Origin of the sequence: Streptomyces sp. NRRL S-920 (assembly GCF_000717945.1) — a bacterium.
GTDB lineage: Bacteria > Actinomycetota > Actinomycetes > Streptomycetales > Streptomycetaceae > Streptomyces > Streptomyces alboniger.
This window is the reverse complement of record NZ_JODF01000024.1, coordinates 49,522-67,081: the sequence shown is the minus strand read 5'-3', so window position 1 is coordinate 67,081 and position 17,560 is coordinate 49,522. Positions and strand designations below refer to the sequence as shown.

Here is a 17,560-nt window from a genome sequence, read left to right as displayed (position 1 = left end):
CCGACCGGGGTGGGGCCCAGATCGGAGGCGGGGTTCAAGGGCGGGCCGAGGCGGTCCGCGGCGGGCGTCAGCCCATGTGCGGGTAGCCGTACTCGGTCGGCGGGACCAGCGTCTCCTTGATGGCGCGCGTCAGCGTCCACCGCTGGAGGTTCTGCGGGGCGCCCGCCTTGTCGTTGGTGCCGGAGGCACGGCCGCCGCCGAAGGGCTGCTGGCCGACGACGGCGCCGGTCGACTTGTCGTTGATGTAGAAGTTGCCCGCCGCGTAGCGCAGCTTCTCCATCGTGTACGCGGCCGCCGCGCGGTCGTTCGCGATCACCGAGCCGGTGAGCGCGTAGTCCGAGACCGACTCCATCTGGGTCAGCATCTCGTCGTACTTGTCGTCCTCGTAGACGTGGACGGCGAGGAACGGACCGAAGTACTCGGTCGTGAAGACCTCGTTGGCCGGGTCCGAGCACTCGACGACGGTCGGGCGCACGAAGTAGCCGACGGAGTCGTCGTAGGTGCCGCCCGCGACGATCGTGCAGGAGTCGTCCGCCTTGGCGCGGTCGATGGCCGCCTTGTTCTTGGCGAACGCACGCTCGTCGATGACCGCGCCGATGAAGTTCGACAGGTCGGTGACGTCACCCATCTTGATGCCGTCGACCTCGGCCGCGAACTCCTCCTTGAAACCGGAGTTCCAGATGGAGGCCGGGATGTACGCGCGCGAGGACGCCGAGCACTTCTGGCCCTGGAACTCGAAGGAGCCGCGGGTCAGCGCGGTCTTCAGGATCGCGCGATCGGCGCTCGGGTGCGCGACGACGAAGTCCTTGCCGCCCGTCTCGCCGACGAGGCGCGGGTAGGTGCGGTACTTGGCGATGTTCTCGCCGACCGTCTTCCACAGGTGCTGGAAGGTCGGGGTCGAGCCGGTGAAGTGGATGCCGGCCAGGTCGCGGTGGTGCAGGGCGACCTCGGAGACCGCGATGCCGTCACCGGTGACGAGGTTGATGACGCCCTTGGGCAGGCCCGCCTCCTCCAGGAGCTGCATGAGCAGCACGGCGGCGTGCGTCTGCGTCGGGGACGGCTTCCACACGACCACGTTGCCCATCAGGGCGGGGGCGGTGGGGAGGTTGCCCGCGATGGCCGTGAAGTTGAACGGCGTGATCGCGTAGACGAAGCCCTCCAGCGGGCGGTGGTCCAGGCGGTTCCAGACGCCGGTGGCGTTCGCCGGGGGCTGCTCGGCGAGCAGGTCACGGGCGTACTTCACGTTGAAGCGCCAGAAGTCGACCAGCTCACAGGGAGTGTCGATCTCGGCCTGCTGGGCGGTCTTCGACTGGCCGAGCATCGTGGAGGCGGCCAGGGTCTCGCGCCAGGTGGTGGAGAGCAGCTCGGCGGCGCGCAGGATGATCGCGGCGCGGTCGTCGAAGGACATCGCGCGCCACGCCGGGGCGGCGGCGAGAGCGGCGTCGATCGCGTCCTGCGCGTCCTGCTGGGTGGCGTGGCGGCCGGTGCCGATGACGGCCTTGTGGTTGTGCGGCTGCACGACCTGGAAGGGCTCACCGCCACCGAGGCGCTTGACGCCGCCGATGGTCATCGGCAGCTCGATCGGGTTCTCGGCCAGCTCCTTGAGCTTGGTCTCGAGGCGGGCGCGCTCCGGCGAGCCGGGGGCGTAACCGTGTACCGGCTCGTTGACCGGGGCGGGGACCTGGGTCACAGCGTCCATGAGTTCCGTATCTCCTTAAGAGGGTCGAGGGGGTGGGAAGCTCAGCCCTTGGTTCAGTCCTTGGTGAGGATGGAGCGGGCGAAGAAGAGGAGGTTGGCGGGCTTCTCCGCGAGACGGCGCATGAAATAGCCGTACCAGTCGGTTCCGTACGCGGTGTAGACACGCATCCGGTGGCCCTCGGCGGCCAGCCGCAGGTGCTCGTCGCTGCGGATGCCGTACAGCATCTGGAATTCGTACTCATCCAGTTTGCGCCCCGCGCGCCGCGCCAGCTCCTGCGCGATGGAGATCAGGCGCGGGTCGTGGGACCCGATCATCGGGTACCCCTCGCCCTCCATCAGGATGCGCAGGATACGGACGTACGCCTTGTCGATCTCGGCCTTGTCCTGGTAGGCGACCTCGGCGGGCTCCTTGTAGGCGCCCTTCACGATCCGGACGCGGCTGCCGTCGGCGGCGAGGCGCCGGGCGTCGGCCTCGGTGCGGAACAGGTAGGCCTGGATGACGCAGCCGGTCTGCGGGAAGTCCTTCCGCAGCTCGTCGTGGATGGCGAACATCGAGTCGAGGGTGGTGTGGTCCTCGGCGTCCAGGGTGACCGTGGTGCCGATGGCGGCGGCGGCCTCGACGACGGGCCGCACATTGGCGAGGGCCAGCTCATGGCCGCCCTCAAGCGCTTGCCCGAACATCGACAGCTTCACCGACATCTCGGCCCGGGTGCCGAGGCCGAGGTCCTTCAGGCGGCCGATCAGCTCCAGGTAGGCGTCGCGGGCCGCGTGGGACTGCTCGACGGTGGTGATGTCCTCGCCCACCACGTCGAGGGTGACCTCAAGGCCCTTGTCCGCGGCGTCGACGATGATCGGGACGACCTGGTCCACGGTCTCACCGGCGATGAACCGGGAGACGACCTGCTTGGTGCCGGGGGCCGCCGAAACGAAACGGCGCATGTTGTCGCTGCGCGACGCGGCGAGGATCACGGGACCCAGCACGGGGCACCTCCACAGGTGTACGAAAGCGGATGCCCTACCGACATATCCCTACGTGCGGGTAATGCTGCGGTACGGCACGGAGAACCACCGTGAAATCTAAGGATCCCTCCGATCGTGGGCCATCGACACCTGTCACGCATCCGTGCCCTGGATCTCAGACAGATGTCTGAAGAACGCGGCGGGCTGCGCGAGAATGGTCATCGTGAAGGGCGACTACCAAGAACTGGTCGACGAGATCTCGGCGCTGCTCGGCGCCCCCGCGACCCTGGAGAACCGCGATTTCGAGCTGATCGCCTTCGGCGCGCACGACGGCGGCGGCGACAGCGGCTTCGACGCGACCGTCCTCGACCCCGTCCGCACCCGCTCGATCCTCACGCGCCGCTCCACCGCCGAGGTCCGCACCTGGTTCGAGGGCTTCGGCATCACCCGCGCCACGGGCCCGGTCCGCATCCCGCCCACCCCGGAGGCGGGCGTCCACCGGGGCCGCATCTGCCTGCCCGTGCGCCACCGTGGCTTCGCCCTGGGATACGTGTGGCTGCTCGACGACGATCCGGGCCCGACGGACCAGCAGCTGGGCGCGGCCATGGAGGTGGCCACCCGGATCGGCGCGCTCCTGGCCGACGAGGCGCAGGCGGGCGCCGACCTCACCCGCGAGTTCCGCGCGGTCCTGACGGCCGAGCGCGGCTGGCAGCGCGATATGGCGGTGGCCGCCCTGCGCACGGCGCTCGGCTCGCGCGGCGACGGCCTGCACGCGGTGGTGTGCGTGGCGCCGTGGCGCTCCGCGGACCCGGACGACGCACCGGCCGCCCGTACGGTGCCGGGCGCGGCCGCGGTGTGCACGGTCCCATGGGGCACGACCGCGCAGTCCCTGGCGGCCCTGGTACGGCTGCGCTCCGCCGACGCGCCGACGCCCGCGCATACGGCGGCGACGCGCCTGCTGGAGTCGGCGCCGGGCGGCGCGGCCGGTATCGCGGGGGCCCGGCACGGCCTTGAGGACTTGGGCGCCGCCTGGTGGGAGGCGTCGGCGGCGGCCCGCGCGGCGCTCGCCGAGCGGCGCTTCGGCCCGGTGGCACGGTGGTCGGACATCGGCCCCTACCGCCTGCTGACCGCCCTGCCCCCGGAGGCGGCACACGACCCGGTCGGCCGCCAGCTCCTCGGCCCCACCCATCGCGAACTGGCCCGCACCGCCGAGGTGTTCCTCGACTGCGCGGGCCAGGCGGGCCGCGCGGCCGCCGAGTTGGGCATCCACCGCCAGACCCTCTACTACCGCCTCTCCCGCGTGGAGCAGCTCACCGGCCTCGACCTGGACGACGGCGAGGACCGGCTGCTGCTGCACATGGTCCTGAAGTCCTCACGGCTGTAGCACGCGGCTTGGTGGTGCCGGGGTTCACCGGCCGACGCCCGCCTCTCAGACCTCTTCCCGCATCCGCCGCGTCACCCGCCGCAGCCCCTCGGTCAGCTGCTCGGCGGTGGTCGCCGACTCCGGGTCGAAGAGCCACTGCATCATCAGGCCGTTGAGGAGCGTGGTGTAGAGGCGGCCCTCGCTCTCCAGCACGTCGGCGGGGATCTCGCTCTCCTCGATGCCGGTGAACAGCGCCGTGATTCCGCTGCGCCCCTGCTTCTGCGCCGCGATCAGCAACTCCCGGATGCCCGCGAGGCGTTCGCCCTGGGTGATGACCTCCAGCGTCATCATCCAGATGGGCCGCGCCTCGGGGACCGAGCGGATGATGTTCCCCCAGATCTCCTGGAACCGCTCCAGGCCCCCCTCCCCCGGGCTCCCCCCGGCCCGCGATCTCTCGAAGGTGTCCCCCAGCGGCTCGATGAGCGCGATGTACGCCTGCGCGAGCAGTGCGTCCTTCGACCCGTAGTGGTAGCCGATGGACCCGAGGTTGGTCCCCGACTCCTTCACGATGTCGCGGGCCGTCGTCCGCGCGAACCCCTTCTCCAGCAGGCAGCGCTTGGCGCCTTCGAGCAGATCTTCACGGTGTCCCATGCGCGCAGCCTACGTCGATCCAAACGAGCGTCCCATACCGCCGTCTTACACGAGCGATCTACACGCATGAATTATACGCGTGTACTAGACGTACGTATAAGACGCCCGTACAGTCACCGCCATGCGAACGAAACCGCGAGCCACCGACCCCACCGCCCCCGCCCGGGCCACCCGCAAGGAGTGGACCGCCCTCGCCGTCCTGATGCTTCCGCTGCTGCTGGTCTCGATGGACGTCTCCGTCCTGTACTTCGCGATCCCGCAGATCACCGCCGACCTCGACCCGAGCGGCACCCAACAGCTGTGGATCTTCGACATCTACGCGTTCGTCCTGGCCGGACTGCTGATGACGATGGGCTCGCTCGGCGACCGCATCGGCCGCCGCCGGCTCCTGCTGTTCGGGGCCACGGCCTTCGGCGCCGCCTCGCTCGTCGCCGCGTACGCCGACAGCGCCGAGACGCTGATCGCGGCCCGCGCGGTCCTCGGAATCGGCGGCGCGACCCTGATGCCGTCCACCCTGGCTCTCGTACGCACGATGTTCCGCGACGCCGGACAGCGCGCGAAGGCCATCGGCCTGTGGCAGACGGTCATGGTCGCCGGCATCGCGCTCGGCTCGGTGATGAGCGGCGTCCTCGTCGAGCACTTCTGGTGGGGCTCGGTCTTCCTCGTCAACCTGCCCGCGATGGTGCTGCTGCTCGTCCTCGCACCCGTCCTGATCCCGGAGGCCAGGGACCCGCACCCCGGCCGCTTCGACCTGCTGAGCGTGCCCCTGTCCATGGCCGCCGTACTGCCGCTCGTCTGGGGCCTCAAGGAGGTCGCCGCGCAGGGCGTCGAGCTGTCCTACGTCGTGTCCGTCGCCGTCGGTCTCGCCTTCGCCGCGCTCTTCGTCCGGCGCCAGCGCACCACCGCCGCGCCGATGGTCCCACCGGAACTGTTCCGGGGGCGCGGCCGTGCCTTCGGTGCCGCTGTCTCGCTGAATCTCATCTCGTCGCTCGCGATGTTCGGCTCGGTGTACTTCACCACCCAGTACCTCCAGTCCGTCCTCGGGATGAGCGCCCTGGAGGCGGCGCTCTGGGCGCTGCTGCCCTCGGTACCGATCGGCCTCGCGGCGCCCCTGGCCACGGCGCTGGTACAGCGCGGCGTGGACCGCGCCCATGTGGTGGCCGCCGGCTTCACCGTCGCCGCGGGCGGCTACGGCCTGCTCGCCCTGGCCGGCGCCGACTCGCTGGGGCTGGTGCTCGCCGGTGCGGGCGTGCTGGCCTGCGGCGGGACGGTCATCGGCGCACAGCTCACGGACCTGGCGCTCGGCGCGGCCCCGACGGAGAAGGCGGGCACCGCGTCGTCGCTCCTGGAGACGGGCCAGGAGTTCGGCGGCGCCATGGGCATGGCGCTGCTCGGCTCCATCGGCAACGCGGTCTACCGCGACGCGGTCCCCGGCTGGGCCCCCGCCGGGGCCCGCGAGACACTCGGCGGCGCGGTGGCGGCGGCACACCACCTGCCGGGGCGCGCGTCCGACACGCTCCTTGCGGCGGCGCGCGAGGCGTTCACCAGCGGCATGCACGCCGCGGCGCTGACCGGCGCGGTGATCCTGCTGGCGGCGGCGACGGTGGCCGCACGGGCGCTGCGCACGAAAACGCCGGACGAGCTGGAGGAATATCCAGCCCGTCCGGCGTGTGAGGGCGAACTCGGCGAAGCCGGTGGCGACGGCGCCCAGAACTCCGGGGCCCGAAGCCTCAGTCCGTGAGGTTCACCGCGCGCGCGGACTCCGCACCGATCTCCTCGGCCAGCTCGGTCAGGACCGACTGCGGCACGGTGTCGTCGACGGTCAGCACGGCGAGGGCCTCGCCGCCCACGTCGGCGCGGGCGACCTGCATGCCGGCGATGTTGATCCCGGCCTCGCCGAGGACGCGGCCGACGGTGCCGACGACACCCGGGCGGTCGGCGTACCGCAGGACGACCATGTGCTCGGCGAGCGCCAGGTCCACGTCGTACTCACCGATGGCGACGATCTTCTGGAGGTGCTTGGGCCCGGCCAGCGTGCCGGAGACCGCGATCTCCTCGCCGTCGGACAGCGTGCCGCGCACCGTGACCACATTGCGGTGGTCGGGCGACTCGGAGCTGGTGGTGAGGCGGACCTCGACACCGCGCTCCTGGGCGAACAGCGGGGCGTTGACGTAGGACACGGTCTCGTCGACGACGTCCTCGAACACGCCCTTGAGCGCGGAGAGTTCGAGCACCTTCACGTCGTGCTGGGTGATCTCGCCGTACACCTCGACGTCGAGGCGGGCCGCGACCTCGCCCGCGAGGGCGGTGAAGATGCGGCCGAGCTTCTCGGCGAGCGGCAGGCCGGGGCGCACGTCCTCGGCGATGACGCCGCCCTGCACGTTCACCGCGTCGGGCACCAGCTCACCGGCGAGGGCGAGGCGCACCGACTTGGCGACGGCGATGCCCGCCTTCTCCTGCGCCTCGTCCGTGGAGGCGCCGAGGTGCGGGGTGCAGACGACCTGGTCGAACTGGAAGAGCGGGGAGTCCGTGCAGGGCTCCTTCGCGTACACGTCCAGACCGGCGCCCGCGACGCGGCCCTCCTTGAGGGCGGAGTACAGCGCCTCCTCGTCGACGATCCCGCCGCGCGCGGCGTTGACGATGCGGACGGTCGGCTTGACCTTGTGCAGCGCCTCGTCGCCGATGAGACCGAGGGTCTCGGGCGTCTTGGGCAGGTGCACGGTGATGAAGTCGGAGACTTCGAGCAGCTCGTCGAGGGACAGCACCTTCACACCCATCTGGGCGGCGCGGGCGGGCTGCACATACGGGTCGTAGGCGACGACCTTCATACCGAAGGCGCTCATGCGCTGCGCGACCAGTGCGCCGATGCGGCCGAGGCCCACGACGCCGAGGGTCTTCTCGGCCAGCTCGACGCCCGTGTACTTGGAACGCTTCCACTCGGCGTTCTTCAAGGCGGCGTTGGCCTGGGGGATGTTCCGCGCGGTGGCGAGGAGCAGACCGCAGGCCAGCTCGGCGGCGGTGACGATGTTCGACGTCGGGGCGTTGACGACCATGACGCCGGCCTTGGTGGCGGCGGACACATCGACGTTGTCCAGGCCGACGCCCGCGCGGGCGACGACCTTCAGCTTCTTGGCGGCGGCGATGGCCTCGGCGTCGACCTTGGTCGCGGAGCGGACCAGGATCGCGTCGACGTCGGCGATCGCGGGCAGCAGCTCGGCGCGGTCCGCGCCGTTGCACTGCCGGATCTCGAAGTCCGGGCCCAGGGCGTCGACGGTGGCGGGCGACAGCTCTTCAGCGATGAGTACGACGGGTTTGCCGGTGGCAGCAGTGCTCACGTGAGTCCTCACAAGTCCATTGCGGACGGCCGTCCCGACGGCCGCAGGCGGTGGAGGGTGCTTGCCGCGTGGAAGACGCACGACGCTGTGGGCCCGACGCGAATGTTGAACAGAAGCATAGTGGCGCCGAACGGATCAGCATGTGCCTCTGAGGAAGGATCACCCGTCCGTGGCTGGACGCGGTGTACTAAAGGTAAGCCCCTCCGGCGTTCGCGGAGCGGGAGTCCAGATTTCAGCCCCTCCGGCGTTTGAGGAGCGGGGTCCGGGGCGGAGCCCCGAGGCGGTGCCCCGGACCCGGGTGGGACTAGGCCTCCTCGTTGACCCAAGACATGAGCTTGCGCAGCTCCTTGCCGGTGGTCTCCAGGAGGTGGTTCTCGTCCTGCGTCTTGTACTCGTTGTACTTCTTCAGGCCGCCGTGGTACTCGTCCATCCACTGCTGGGCGAAGGTGCCGTCCTGGATCTCCGCGAGGACCTTCCTCATCTCGGCCTTGGTGGCGTCGGTGATGATCCGCGGGCCGGTGATGTAGTCGCCCCACTCGGCGGTCTCGGAGACCGACCAGCGCATCTTCTCCAGGCCGCCCTCGTACATGAGGTCGACGATCAGCTTCAGCTCGTGGAGGCACTCGAAGTACGCGATCTCCGGCTGGTAGCCCGCCTCGGTCAGCGTCTCGAAGCCCGCCTTGACCAGCGCGGCGGTGCCGCCGCAGAGCACGGCCTGCTCGCCGAACAGGTCGGTCTCGGTCTCCTCGGTGAAGGTCGTCTTGATGACGCCCGCACGCGTGCCGCCGATGCCCTTGGCGTACGAGAGCGCCAGCTGGAAGCCGTTGCCGGTGGCGTCCTGCTCGACGGCCGCGATACACGGAACGCCGCGGCCCTCCTCGTACTGACGACGGACGAGGTGGCCCGGGCCCTTGGGCGCGACCATGCAGACGTCGACGCCCTCGGGGACCTTGATGAAGCCGAAGCGGATGTTCAGGCCGTGGCCGAAGAACAGGGCGTCGCCGTCCTTGAGGTTGTCCTTGATGGACTCCTCGTAGACCTGGGCCTGGATCGGGTCCGGCACCAGGATCATGATGACGTCGGCCTCGGCCGCCGCCTCCGACGGGGTGACGACCCGCAGGCCCTGCTCCTCGGCCTTGGCCTTGGACTTGGAGCCCTCGTGCAGACCGACGCGGACGTCGACACCCGAGTCGCGCAGCGACAGCGCGTGGGCGTGGCCCTGGCTGCCGTAGCCGATGACCGCGACCTTGCGGCCCTGGATGATGGACAGGTCGGCGTCGTCGTCGTAGAACAGCTCGGCCACTGGGAATCTCCTATGTGTGCTGGTGTTGCGTCCCACCGTACGGCGGGTTCGGCGAGGGAAGTTGTCGGGTCTCGGTATCCGAGAGGGGCCCGGGCGGCCCGGGTCAGGCGGAGCGGTCGAGCGCCCGCAGGCTGCGGTCCGTGATGGAGCGGGAGCCGCGGCCGATCGCGATGGTGCCGGACTGGACCAGCTCCTTGATGCCGAAGGGCTCCAGCATCTTGAGCATGGCCTCCAGCTTGTCGCTGCTGCCGGTGGCCTCGATGGTGACGGCCTCCGGGGAGACGTCCACGGTCTTGGCGCGGAAGAGCTGGACGATCTCGACGATCTGGGAGCGGGTCTCGTTGTCGGCGCGGACCTTCGCCAGGACGAGTTCGCGCGCCACGGCGGCGCCCGGCTCCAGTTCGACGATCTTCAGGACGTTGACGAGCTTGTTGAGCTGTTTGGTGACCTGTTCGAGCGGCAGGTCCTCGACGTTCACCACGATGGTGATGCGGGAGATGTCGGGGTGCTCGGTGACGCCCACGGCGAGCGAGTCGATGTTGAAGCCGCGGCGCGAGAACAGGGCGGTGATCCGGGCGAGGACGCCGGGCTTGTTCTCGACCAGGACGGAGAGCGTGTGCTTGGTGGACATGGCGCGTGGTCTCTCTTTCGCTCTCGCTCAGTCGTCTTCGTTGTCGCCGAAGTCGGGGCGGACCCCGCGGGCGGCCATGACCTCGTCGTTCGAGGTGCCGGCGGCGACCATCGGCCAGACCTGGGCGTCCTCGTGGACGATGAAGTCGACGACGACCGGGCGGTCGTTGATGGCGTTGGCCTCGGCGATGACCTTGTCCAGGTCCTCGGGGCGCTCGCAGCGCAGCGCCACACAGCCCATAGCCTCCGACAGCTTCACGAAGTCCGGGACGCGGGTGCCCTTGTTGGGGCCGATGTCCTCGGGGCCGCTGTGCAGGACGGTGTTGGAGTAACGCTGGTTGTAGAACAGGGTCTGCCACTGGCGGACCATCCCGAGGGCGCCGTTGTTGATGATCGCGACCTTGATCGGGATGTTGTTCAGGGCGCAGGTGGTCAGCTCCTGATTGGTCATCTGGAAGCAGCCGTCGCCGTCGATCGCCCAGACGGTGCGGCCGGGCTGACCGGCCTTGGCGCCCATCGCGGCCGGGACCGCGTAGCCCATCGTCCCGGCGCCGCCGGAGTTGAGCCAGGTCGCCGGCTTGTCGTACTGGATGAAGTGCGCGGCCCACATCTGGTGCTGGCCGACGCCCGCCGCGAAGATCGTGTCCTCGGGGGCCAGTTGGCCGACGCGCTCGATGACCTGCTGCGGGGAGAGCGAGCCGTCCTCGGGCTGGGTGTAGCCGAGGGGGTAGGTCTCGCGCCAGCGGTTGAGGTCGTTCCACCAGGCGGAGTAGTCGCCGGTGTGACCCTCGGTGTGCTCGGCCTGGACGGCCTGGACGAGGTCGGCGATGACCTCGCGGGCGTCGCCGACGATCGGCACGTCGGCCGCGCGGTTCTTGCCGATCTCGGCCGGGTCGATGTCGGCGTGGACGATCTTCGCGAAGGGCGCGAAGCTGTCCAGCTTGCCGGTGACGCGGTCGTCGAAGCGGGCGCCGAGGGCGACGATCAGGTCGGCCTTCTGTAGCGCGGTGACGGCGGTGACCGCACCGTGCATGCCCGGCATTCCCACGTGCAGCGGGTGGCTGTCGGGGAACGCGCCGAGCGCCATCAGGGTGGTGGTGACGGGCGCTCCGGTCAGCTCGGCGAGGACCTTCAGCTCGGCGGTGGCCCGAGCCTTCAGGACGCCGCCGCCGACGTACAGGACGGGGCGCTTGGCCGCGGTGATGAGCTTGGCGGCCTCGCGGATCTGCTTGGCGTGCGGCTTGGTCACCGGGCGGTAGCCGGGCAGGTCCTGCTGCGGCGGCCAGGAGAACGTGGTGCGCGCCTGGAGGGCGTCCTTCGCGATGTCCACGAGGACCGGGCCCGGGCGGCCCGTCGAGGCGATGTGGAAGGCCTCGGCGATGGTGCGCGGGATGTCCTCGGCCTTGGTGACCAGGAAGTTGTGCTTGGTGATCGGCATCGTGATGCCGACGATGTCCGCCTCCTGGAAGGCGTCCGTGCCGATCGCCTTGGAGGCCACCTGCCCGGTGATCGCGACCATCGGGACGGAGTCCATGTGGGCGTCGGCGATCGGCGTGACGAGGTTCGTGGCGCCGGGGCCGCTGGTCGCCATGCAGACGCCGACCTTGCCGGTGGCCTGGGCGTAGCCGGTGGCGGCGTGGCCCGCGCCCTGCTCGTGCCGGACCAGGACGTGCCTGACCCGGGTGGAGTCCATCATCGGGTCGTACGCGGGAAGGATGGCGCCGCCGGGGATGCCGAACACCGTGTCGGCCCCGACCTCCTCGAGAGAACGAATGAGGGACTGCGCGCCCGTGACGTGCTCGACGGGGACGGACTGCTGTCCTGAGGATCGGGGCCGCGGCTGCGGATGGTGGGCCCCGGTGGCCTGCTCGGTCATCGGCATTCTCTTCTCGAAGCTGAGGGTTTTCGCGGGGGTTTCGCAGGGTTTTGGCGGGTGCCAGTGCAACAAAAAACCCCTCGTGCCGTGAGGCAAGCGAGGGGAGCGCGCCGGGTGCGGTCGCTGGGATCCGGTGTTCGGACCGGTCGGTCCCAGCTTCAGCCGACGCGCTTTCCAAGTACGAGAATTCGGGTGCGCATGGCTCTGACCCTCCCCCCGGCACGCAGTACCTGTCAAGTAGGTGGGATGGGGGTCTCATTATGTGAACGGGCGTAGACCGCAGGACCTCCCGCGTACGTCGCGGTCGGGCCGCCCGCGAAGGCGCCCGGGGAGCTGACCGCGAAGGCGCCCGGAGGGCTGCTGACGTACGTCCTCGCGGGTCCGCCCGCCAGGACCGGCTCCGCGGGGCCGCGGGGCACGGGGTACTCGCCGAGCGCGAGGGCCCTGCGCAGCCGGTACTCGTCGAGCGGCCCGGAGAACGCCATGCCCTGCCCGTGCGTGCAGCCCATGGCGCGCAGCGCGATCACCTGCTCGGGCAGGTCGACGCCGTCGGCCACGGAGAGCAGCCCGAGGTCGTTCGCGATGCGCAGCAGCCCCGCGGTGATCTTGTGCAGCCGCGCGGACTCGACGACGCCCTCGATCAGGCCGCGGTCCAGCTTCAGTACGTCGACGGGGAGCCGGCGCAGCGCCGTGATCGCGGCATAGCCGCTGCCGAAGCCGTCCAGGGCGATGCGTACGCCCAGTCTGCGCAGGGCCGTGAGACGGCGCTCCAGGTCGTCCAGCGAGACCCGGGGGTCGCTGTCGGCCAGCTCGATGATGAGCGCCCCGGAGGGCAGCCCGTGTCGGGTCAGGAGCGCCTCGATGGAGCCGAGGGGCATGGAGCGGTCCAGGAGGCGCCGGGCGCTCATCCGGACGGCCACCGGCACCGCGTGGCCGGTGCGGCCGCGCTCGGCGGCCTGCTCGACGGCCTCTTCGAGCATCCAGCGGCCCAGCTCGGCCGCGCGGTCGCCCTCTCTGCCGCTTCCCGCGTCCCTGCCGCCCCCGGCATCGGACACCCGCAGGAACTCGGCGGGCGTGAAGAGGATGCCCTGCGCCGAGCGCCAGCGGGCCTGTGCGGCGACCGCCGTGATCCGGCCGTCGTCGAGGGAGACCACGGGCTGGTGGAGCAGCGCGAACTCGCCGTCGTGCAGCGCGGAGCGCAGCCGGGTGGCCAGCTCGGCCTTGCGGGCGACGTCGGCCTGCATCTGGGGGGCGTACAGCTCGACGCGGCCCTTGCCCGCGGCCTTGGCGCGGTACATCGCGAGGTCGGCGTTGCGCAGCAGCTCCCCCGCTCCGATGCCCGGTTCGGCGAAGGCCACGCCGATGGACGCGGCGACGCGCACGTCGTTGCCGTCGATGGCGTAGGGCTGGGAGAGGGTGATTCTCAGCCGGTCGGCGAGTTCGTAGATGTGCTGTTCCCTGGCGGCCTGGTCCCTTGTCCCGTCGCCGACGATGAGAGCCGCGAACTCATCGCCGCCGAGCCGGGAGGCGGTGTCGCCCGAACGCACCGCCTCCTGAAGTCTGCGCGCCGCCTGGATGAGCAGTTCGTCACCGGCCTGGTGGCCGATGGTGTCGTTGACCGCCTTGAAACCGTCGAGGTCGATGAAGAGCACGGCCGTGCCGCGGTCGGTCACTCTGCGGCCGGTCAGCGCCTGGCTCACGCGCCGGGTGAACAGGGCGCGGTTGGGCAGGTCGGTGAGCGGGTCGTGCTCGGCGTTGTGCTGCAACTGCGCCTGGAGGCGGACCCGTTCGGTGACGTCCCTGCTGTTGAAGATGAGGCCGCCGTGGTGGCGGTTGACGGTGGATTCCACGTTCAGCCAGTCGCCGTGGCCGGAGCGGAAGCGGCATTCGATGCGGGTGGTGGGCTCCTCCACGGGGTTGGCCGCGAGGAATCTGCGGACCTCGTGGACGACCCGGCCGAGGTCCTCCGGGTGTATCAGCGAGGCCAGTTCCGAACCGACCAGTTCCTCGGCGTCGCGGCCGTAGACCCCGGCCGCGGCCGGGCTCACGTAGCGCAGGATGCCGTTCGGCGCGGCGATCATGATGACGTCGCTGGAGCCCTGGACCAGGGAGCGGAAGTGGTTCTCCTTCTGGGCCAGCTCCTGGGTGAGGGTGATGTTGTCCAGGAGCATGATGCCCTGGCGTGCGACGAGGGCGAGCACGACGGTGCCCGCCGTGAAGAGCACGACGCGGTCGACGCTGCGTCCGCTGAGGACGTTGTAGAGGATCCCCAAGGTGCAGACGGCGGCGGCGAGATACGGCGTGAGGGCGGCCAGGGATCCGGCGATCGGCCGGGTGGCCGCGGACCGCGCGTCCTCGGGCTCGGCGAGGGCCGCCCCGCGCGCGTGGTCCTGCCCGGCTCCCCCGCGCGCGTGGCAGGGGGCGGCCCAGGGGGCGTACGCGAGGAGCAGCGAGCCGGCGAACCAGCCTGCGTCGAGGAGCTGGCCCGAGCGGTAACTGGCGTGCAGCAGGGGCGAGGTGAACACCGCGTCGCACATCACGGTCAGGGCGAGCGCGCCGATCGCGGTGTTCACCGCCGTGCGGTTGGCGGATGACCGTCTGAAGTGCAGCGCGAGGACCATGCTGACCAGCGCGATGTCGAGGAGCGGGTAGGCGAGCGAGAGCGCGGCGTGCGCGACGGTCTGGCCCTCGAACTGCGCGGTGTGGGCGAGGGCGAGGCTCCAGGAGAGCGTGAGGAGCGAGCCCCCGATCAGCCAGGAGTCGAGGGCGAGGCAGCCCCAGCCCGCCTTGGTCACCGGTCGCTTGGCGAGCACGAGCAGGCCGATGATGGCGGGCGGGGCGAAGCACAGGAAGAACAGGTCGGCGAGGCCGGGGCTCGGCACCTCCTGCTGGAGCACGACCTCGTACCAGCCCCAGACGGCGTTGCCGAGGGAGGCCATCGCGGAGGAGAGCGCGAAGAGCAGCCATGCGGGTCGAAAGCGGCTGCGGCGGGTGCGGGAGTAGCGGAAGCAGGAGATCGCGGCGGCCGCGGCGGCGATGCTGAGGCCGAAGTCGCCCATGATCAGGGCGAGTCGGCCCGAGCCCCAGCCGAGCGCGGAGCCCAGTGCGTACCCACCGCAGACGAGCAGCAGCACGAGCTGGGAGGCGAGGCCGCGGCCGCCCGGCAGGGGGTAGCGGGCCTGTGGCGCCCTCGCGGGCGGCGGTGCCGTGGCCGGACCCGTCTGAAGGACGGGCGTGGTCGGCGGGGCGCTCACCGGACGGCCCTGGTCCGCGCCGCCCCCGTGTCCGTGCGGTCCAGGCGCCGGCCGTGCCCGTACGGCCGCTGGTGTGTGCGCATCGGCGTGCGCGAGAGTCGGCGGCGGCTGTCCCGCCGTGTCGGATCGTCCGCCCATAGGCCATACATCGCCCGTCGCCCCCCTCGCAGTCCGTGCCTCAATCCCCGGCGCCGCATGGTCCACGGCGCGTCCCCTGTCGGGACGATACACCAGGCTCGTCACACAGGGACATAGCTCCTCTACGCTCCGTGACTACCGGAGGGGAAGTGGACACGGGGCGCACGCATTCGAGTGCGGAGCGTGCGCAAAACGACGCCAGGTGATCAACTGCCGGTGATCCGTACGACGTTGTCGAGGGGTTGTCCGGTGGCGTACTTGGTCAGTTGCGCGGCCAGCAGACGGCGGGCGCGGGGGAGGTACGCGGACGAGGAGCCGCCCACGTGCGGGCTGATGAGCACTCCAGGAGCGTGCCACAAGGGGTGACCTGCGGGCAGCGGTTCCGGGTCGGTCACGTCGAGGGCGGCGGTGAGGCGGCCGGACTCCAGTTCGGCGAGGAGGGCCCCGGTGTCGACGACGGGGCCGCGGGCGACGTTCACGAGCAGCGCGCCGTCCTTCATACGGGCCAGGAAGTCGGCGCCCACCAGGCCTCGGGTGTCCTCGGTGAGCGGCGTGGAGAGCACGACGACGTCGGCCGCGGGCAGCAGTGACGGCAGTTCGGTGAGCGGATGCACGGGGCCGCGCTCCGCGGCACGGGCAGAGCGCGCGACGCGCGCTACCCGCGCACATTCGAAAGGGGTGAGCCTGTCCTCGATGGCGGAACCGATCGATCCATAGCCCACGATGAGCACGGACTTGTCGGCGAGCGCCGGATAGAACCCGGCCCGCCACTCCTCGGCCCGCTGCCCCTCGACGAAGCGCGGAATGCCCCGCAACGACGCCAGGATCAGGCCGATGGCCAGTTCGGCGGTGCTGGCCTCGTGCACCCCGCGCGCGTTGCACAGCCGCACGCCGGGCGCGAGGGACCCGAGCCCCGAGTCCAGGTGGTCGATGCCCGCGGTCAGTGTCTGCACGACGCGTACGGACGTCATCGCGGGCAGGGGGCGGACGGACACCTCGTCGCCCTTCAGATAGGGCACCACATAGAAGGCGCAGTCGGCCGGGTCCGCGGGGAAGTCCGGACCGCCGTCCCAGTAGCGGTAGTTGAGGCCCGCCTCAGACGCCCCGGGCAGCCCTTCGATCTCGTGCGCTTCGAACGGAAGCCATACATCTGTCGTCATGACCTGGAGGCTAATACGCGCAGGTCACATGCGGCCCGCGGGAGGCCGCGCCCGGGGCCGGGGCGGCAGCGGATAGTTTGGGTGATCTCCGGACGAGGAGTGGGAGGGTACGGCCAGGTGGAGCGCAGGACGATCGGCGCGGGGGCGCTCGGGGTGGGCGCCGTCGGACTCGGCTGCATGCCGATGAGCTGGGCATACACCGGCTCGCGGCAGCGCGGCGACGCGTCGCTGCGCACCGTGCACGCCGCGCTGGACGCCACCGGCGCCGCCGGTGCGGGTCTCACGCTGCTGGACACCGCGGACATGTACGGGCCGTTCACCAACGAACTGCTGGTCGGCCGGGTGCTCAAGGAGCGGCGCGGCGAGGCGTTCGTGTCGACGAAGTGCGGACTGCTCGTGGGCGAGCAGCACATCGTCGCCAACGGCCGCCCCGGCTATGTGAAGCGGGCCTGCGACGCCTCGCTGCGGCGCCTCCAGACCGAGACGATCGACCTGTACCAACTGCACCGCGCCGACCCCGAGGTGCCCATCGAGGAGACGTGGGGCGCGATGGCCGAACTCGTCGCCGCCGGGAAGGTGCGGGCCCTCGGGCTCTGTGCGGTGGGAGCGCGCGCTCATCGGCGTACGGCGCCGGGGCGGCCCCGGGCCGGGCTGCACGATGTGACGATCCGGCAGCTGGAGCGGGTGCAGCAGGTCTTTCCGGTGAGCGCGGTGGAGGCCGAGCTGTCGGTGTGGTCGCCGGAGGCGCTGGAGGCGCTGCTGCCGTGGTGCGTGGCGCGCGGGGTGGGTTTCCTCGCGGCGATGCCGCTGGGGAATGGTTTCCTCACCGGGACGCTGACGCCCGGTCAGGGGTTCGAGCCGGACGATCTGCGGGCCCGGCACCCGCGCTTCACCGCCGAGATGATGGCGGCCAACCAGCCGCTGGTGGTGGGGCTGCGCCGGGTGGCGGAGCGGCACGGGGCGACACCGGCGCAGATCGCGCTGGCGTGGGTGCTCGCGCAGGGGCGGCATGTGGTGCCGATCCCGGGGGCGAAGCGGGAGCGCTGGGCGGTGGAGAACGCGCGGGCGGCCCAGGTGCGGCTGACCGGGGTGGACCTGGCGGAGATAGGCGCGCTGCCCGCGGCTCTGGGGTCCTGGGACTGAGGAGGCGCGCCGCGATGGGCACCCGCGGGGCGTGAGAGGTGTATGAACA

12 protein-coding genes are annotated in these 17,560 nt (G+C 71.0%); 3 read left to right on the top strand and 9 right to left on the bottom strand.

Features of this window, described 5'->3' with window-relative positions; all coding sequences use genetic code 11:
• Positions 1-67: 67 nt before the first annotated feature.
• Both pruA and IG54_RS0119015 read right to left on the bottom strand, forming a co-directional pair.
• Positions 68-1,699, bottom strand: a complete 1,632-nt coding sequence (gene pruA / locus IG54_RS0119020; RefSeq protein ID WP_030785276.1) for an L-glutamate gamma-semialdehyde dehydrogenase — start codon at positions 1,697-1,699, stop codon at positions 68-70.
• A 53-nt stretch (positions 1,700-1,752) separates the two neighbouring features.
• Complete coding sequence (locus IG54_RS0119015) at positions 1,753-2,679, bottom strand: proline dehydrogenase family protein (protein ID WP_030785274.1); 927 nt, start codon at positions 2,677-2,679, stop codon at positions 1,753-1,755.
• 193 nt (positions 2,680-2,872) lie between these two features.
• On the opposite strand from IG54_RS0119015, the gene IG54_RS0119010 reads away from it, so the two are divergent.
• Positions 2,873-4,042 (top strand): helix-turn-helix domain-containing protein, encoded by a 1,170-nt coding sequence (locus tag IG54_RS0119010; protein WP_030785272.1) that lies wholly within the window; start codon positions 2,873-2,875, stop codon positions 4,040-4,042.
• Between the two features lie 45 nt (positions 4,043-4,087).
• Here IG54_RS0119010 and IG54_RS0119005 read toward each other — a convergent pair whose 3' ends face one another.
• On the bottom strand, positions 4,088-4,672 hold the full coding sequence (locus IG54_RS0119005; RefSeq protein ID WP_030785270.1) for a TetR/AcrR family transcriptional regulator: 585 nt from the start codon (positions 4,670-4,672) through the stop codon (positions 4,088-4,090).
• Positions 4,673-4,793: 121 nt separating this feature from the next.
• Between IG54_RS0119005 and IG54_RS0119000 the strand changes: the two genes are divergently transcribed.
• Positions 4,794-6,413 (top strand): MFS transporter, encoded by a 1,620-nt coding sequence (locus IG54_RS0119000; protein ID WP_078594266.1) that lies wholly within the window; start codon positions 4,794-4,796, stop codon positions 6,411-6,413.
• Here the strand turns inward: IG54_RS0119000 and serA are convergent.
• The 6 genes from serA to IG54_RS0118970 all read right to left on the bottom strand — a co-directional run bounded on the left by serA (position 6,403) and on the right by IG54_RS0118970 (position 16,368).
• Positions 6,403-8,007 (bottom strand): phosphoglycerate dehydrogenase, encoded by a 1,605-nt coding sequence (serA, locus tag IG54_RS0118995; protein WP_030785267.1) that lies wholly within the window; start codon positions 8,005-8,007, stop codon positions 6,403-6,405. The genes IG54_RS0119000 and serA overlap by 11 nt on opposite strands.
• 304 nt (positions 8,008-8,311) lie before the next feature.
• Positions 8,312-9,310 (bottom strand): ketol-acid reductoisomerase, encoded by a 999-nt coding sequence (gene ilvC / locus IG54_RS0118990; RefSeq protein ID WP_030785265.1) that lies wholly within the window; start codon positions 9,308-9,310, stop codon positions 8,312-8,314.
• Positions 9,311-9,413: 103 nt separating this feature from the next.
• Positions 9,414-9,941 carry an acetolactate synthase small subunit gene (gene ilvN, locus IG54_RS0118985; RefSeq protein ID WP_030785263.1) on the bottom strand — a complete coding sequence of 176 codons (528 nt, stop codon included), beginning with the start codon at positions 9,939-9,941 and terminating at the stop codon, positions 9,414-9,416.
• A gap of 27 nt (positions 9,942-9,968) precedes the next feature.
• A complete protein-coding gene (locus IG54_RS0118980) occupies positions 9,969-11,816 on the bottom strand; it encodes an acetolactate synthase large subunit (RefSeq protein ID WP_030785257.1) in 1,848 nt (615 codons plus the stop codon).
• Between the two features lie 233 nt (positions 11,817-12,049).
• On the bottom strand, positions 12,050-15,070 hold the full coding sequence (locus tag IG54_RS0118975; RefSeq protein WP_037897428.1) for an EAL domain-containing protein: 3,021 nt from the start codon (positions 15,068-15,070) through the stop codon (positions 12,050-12,052).
• Positions 15,071-15,414: 344 nt separating this feature from the next.
• Positions 15,415-16,368 (bottom strand): 2-hydroxyacid dehydrogenase, encoded by a 954-nt coding sequence (locus IG54_RS0118970; protein ID WP_030785251.1) that lies wholly within the window; start codon positions 16,366-16,368, stop codon positions 15,415-15,417.
• 117 nt (positions 16,369-16,485) lie between these two features.
• On the opposite strand from IG54_RS0118970, the gene IG54_RS0118965 reads away from it, so the two are divergent.
• Positions 16,486-17,511: an aldo/keto reductase gene (locus IG54_RS0118965; protein ID WP_030785248.1), complete on the top strand. Its 1,026-nt coding sequence runs from the start codon at positions 16,486-16,488 to the stop codon at positions 17,509-17,511.
• Positions 17,512-17,560 lie beyond the last annotated feature (49 nt).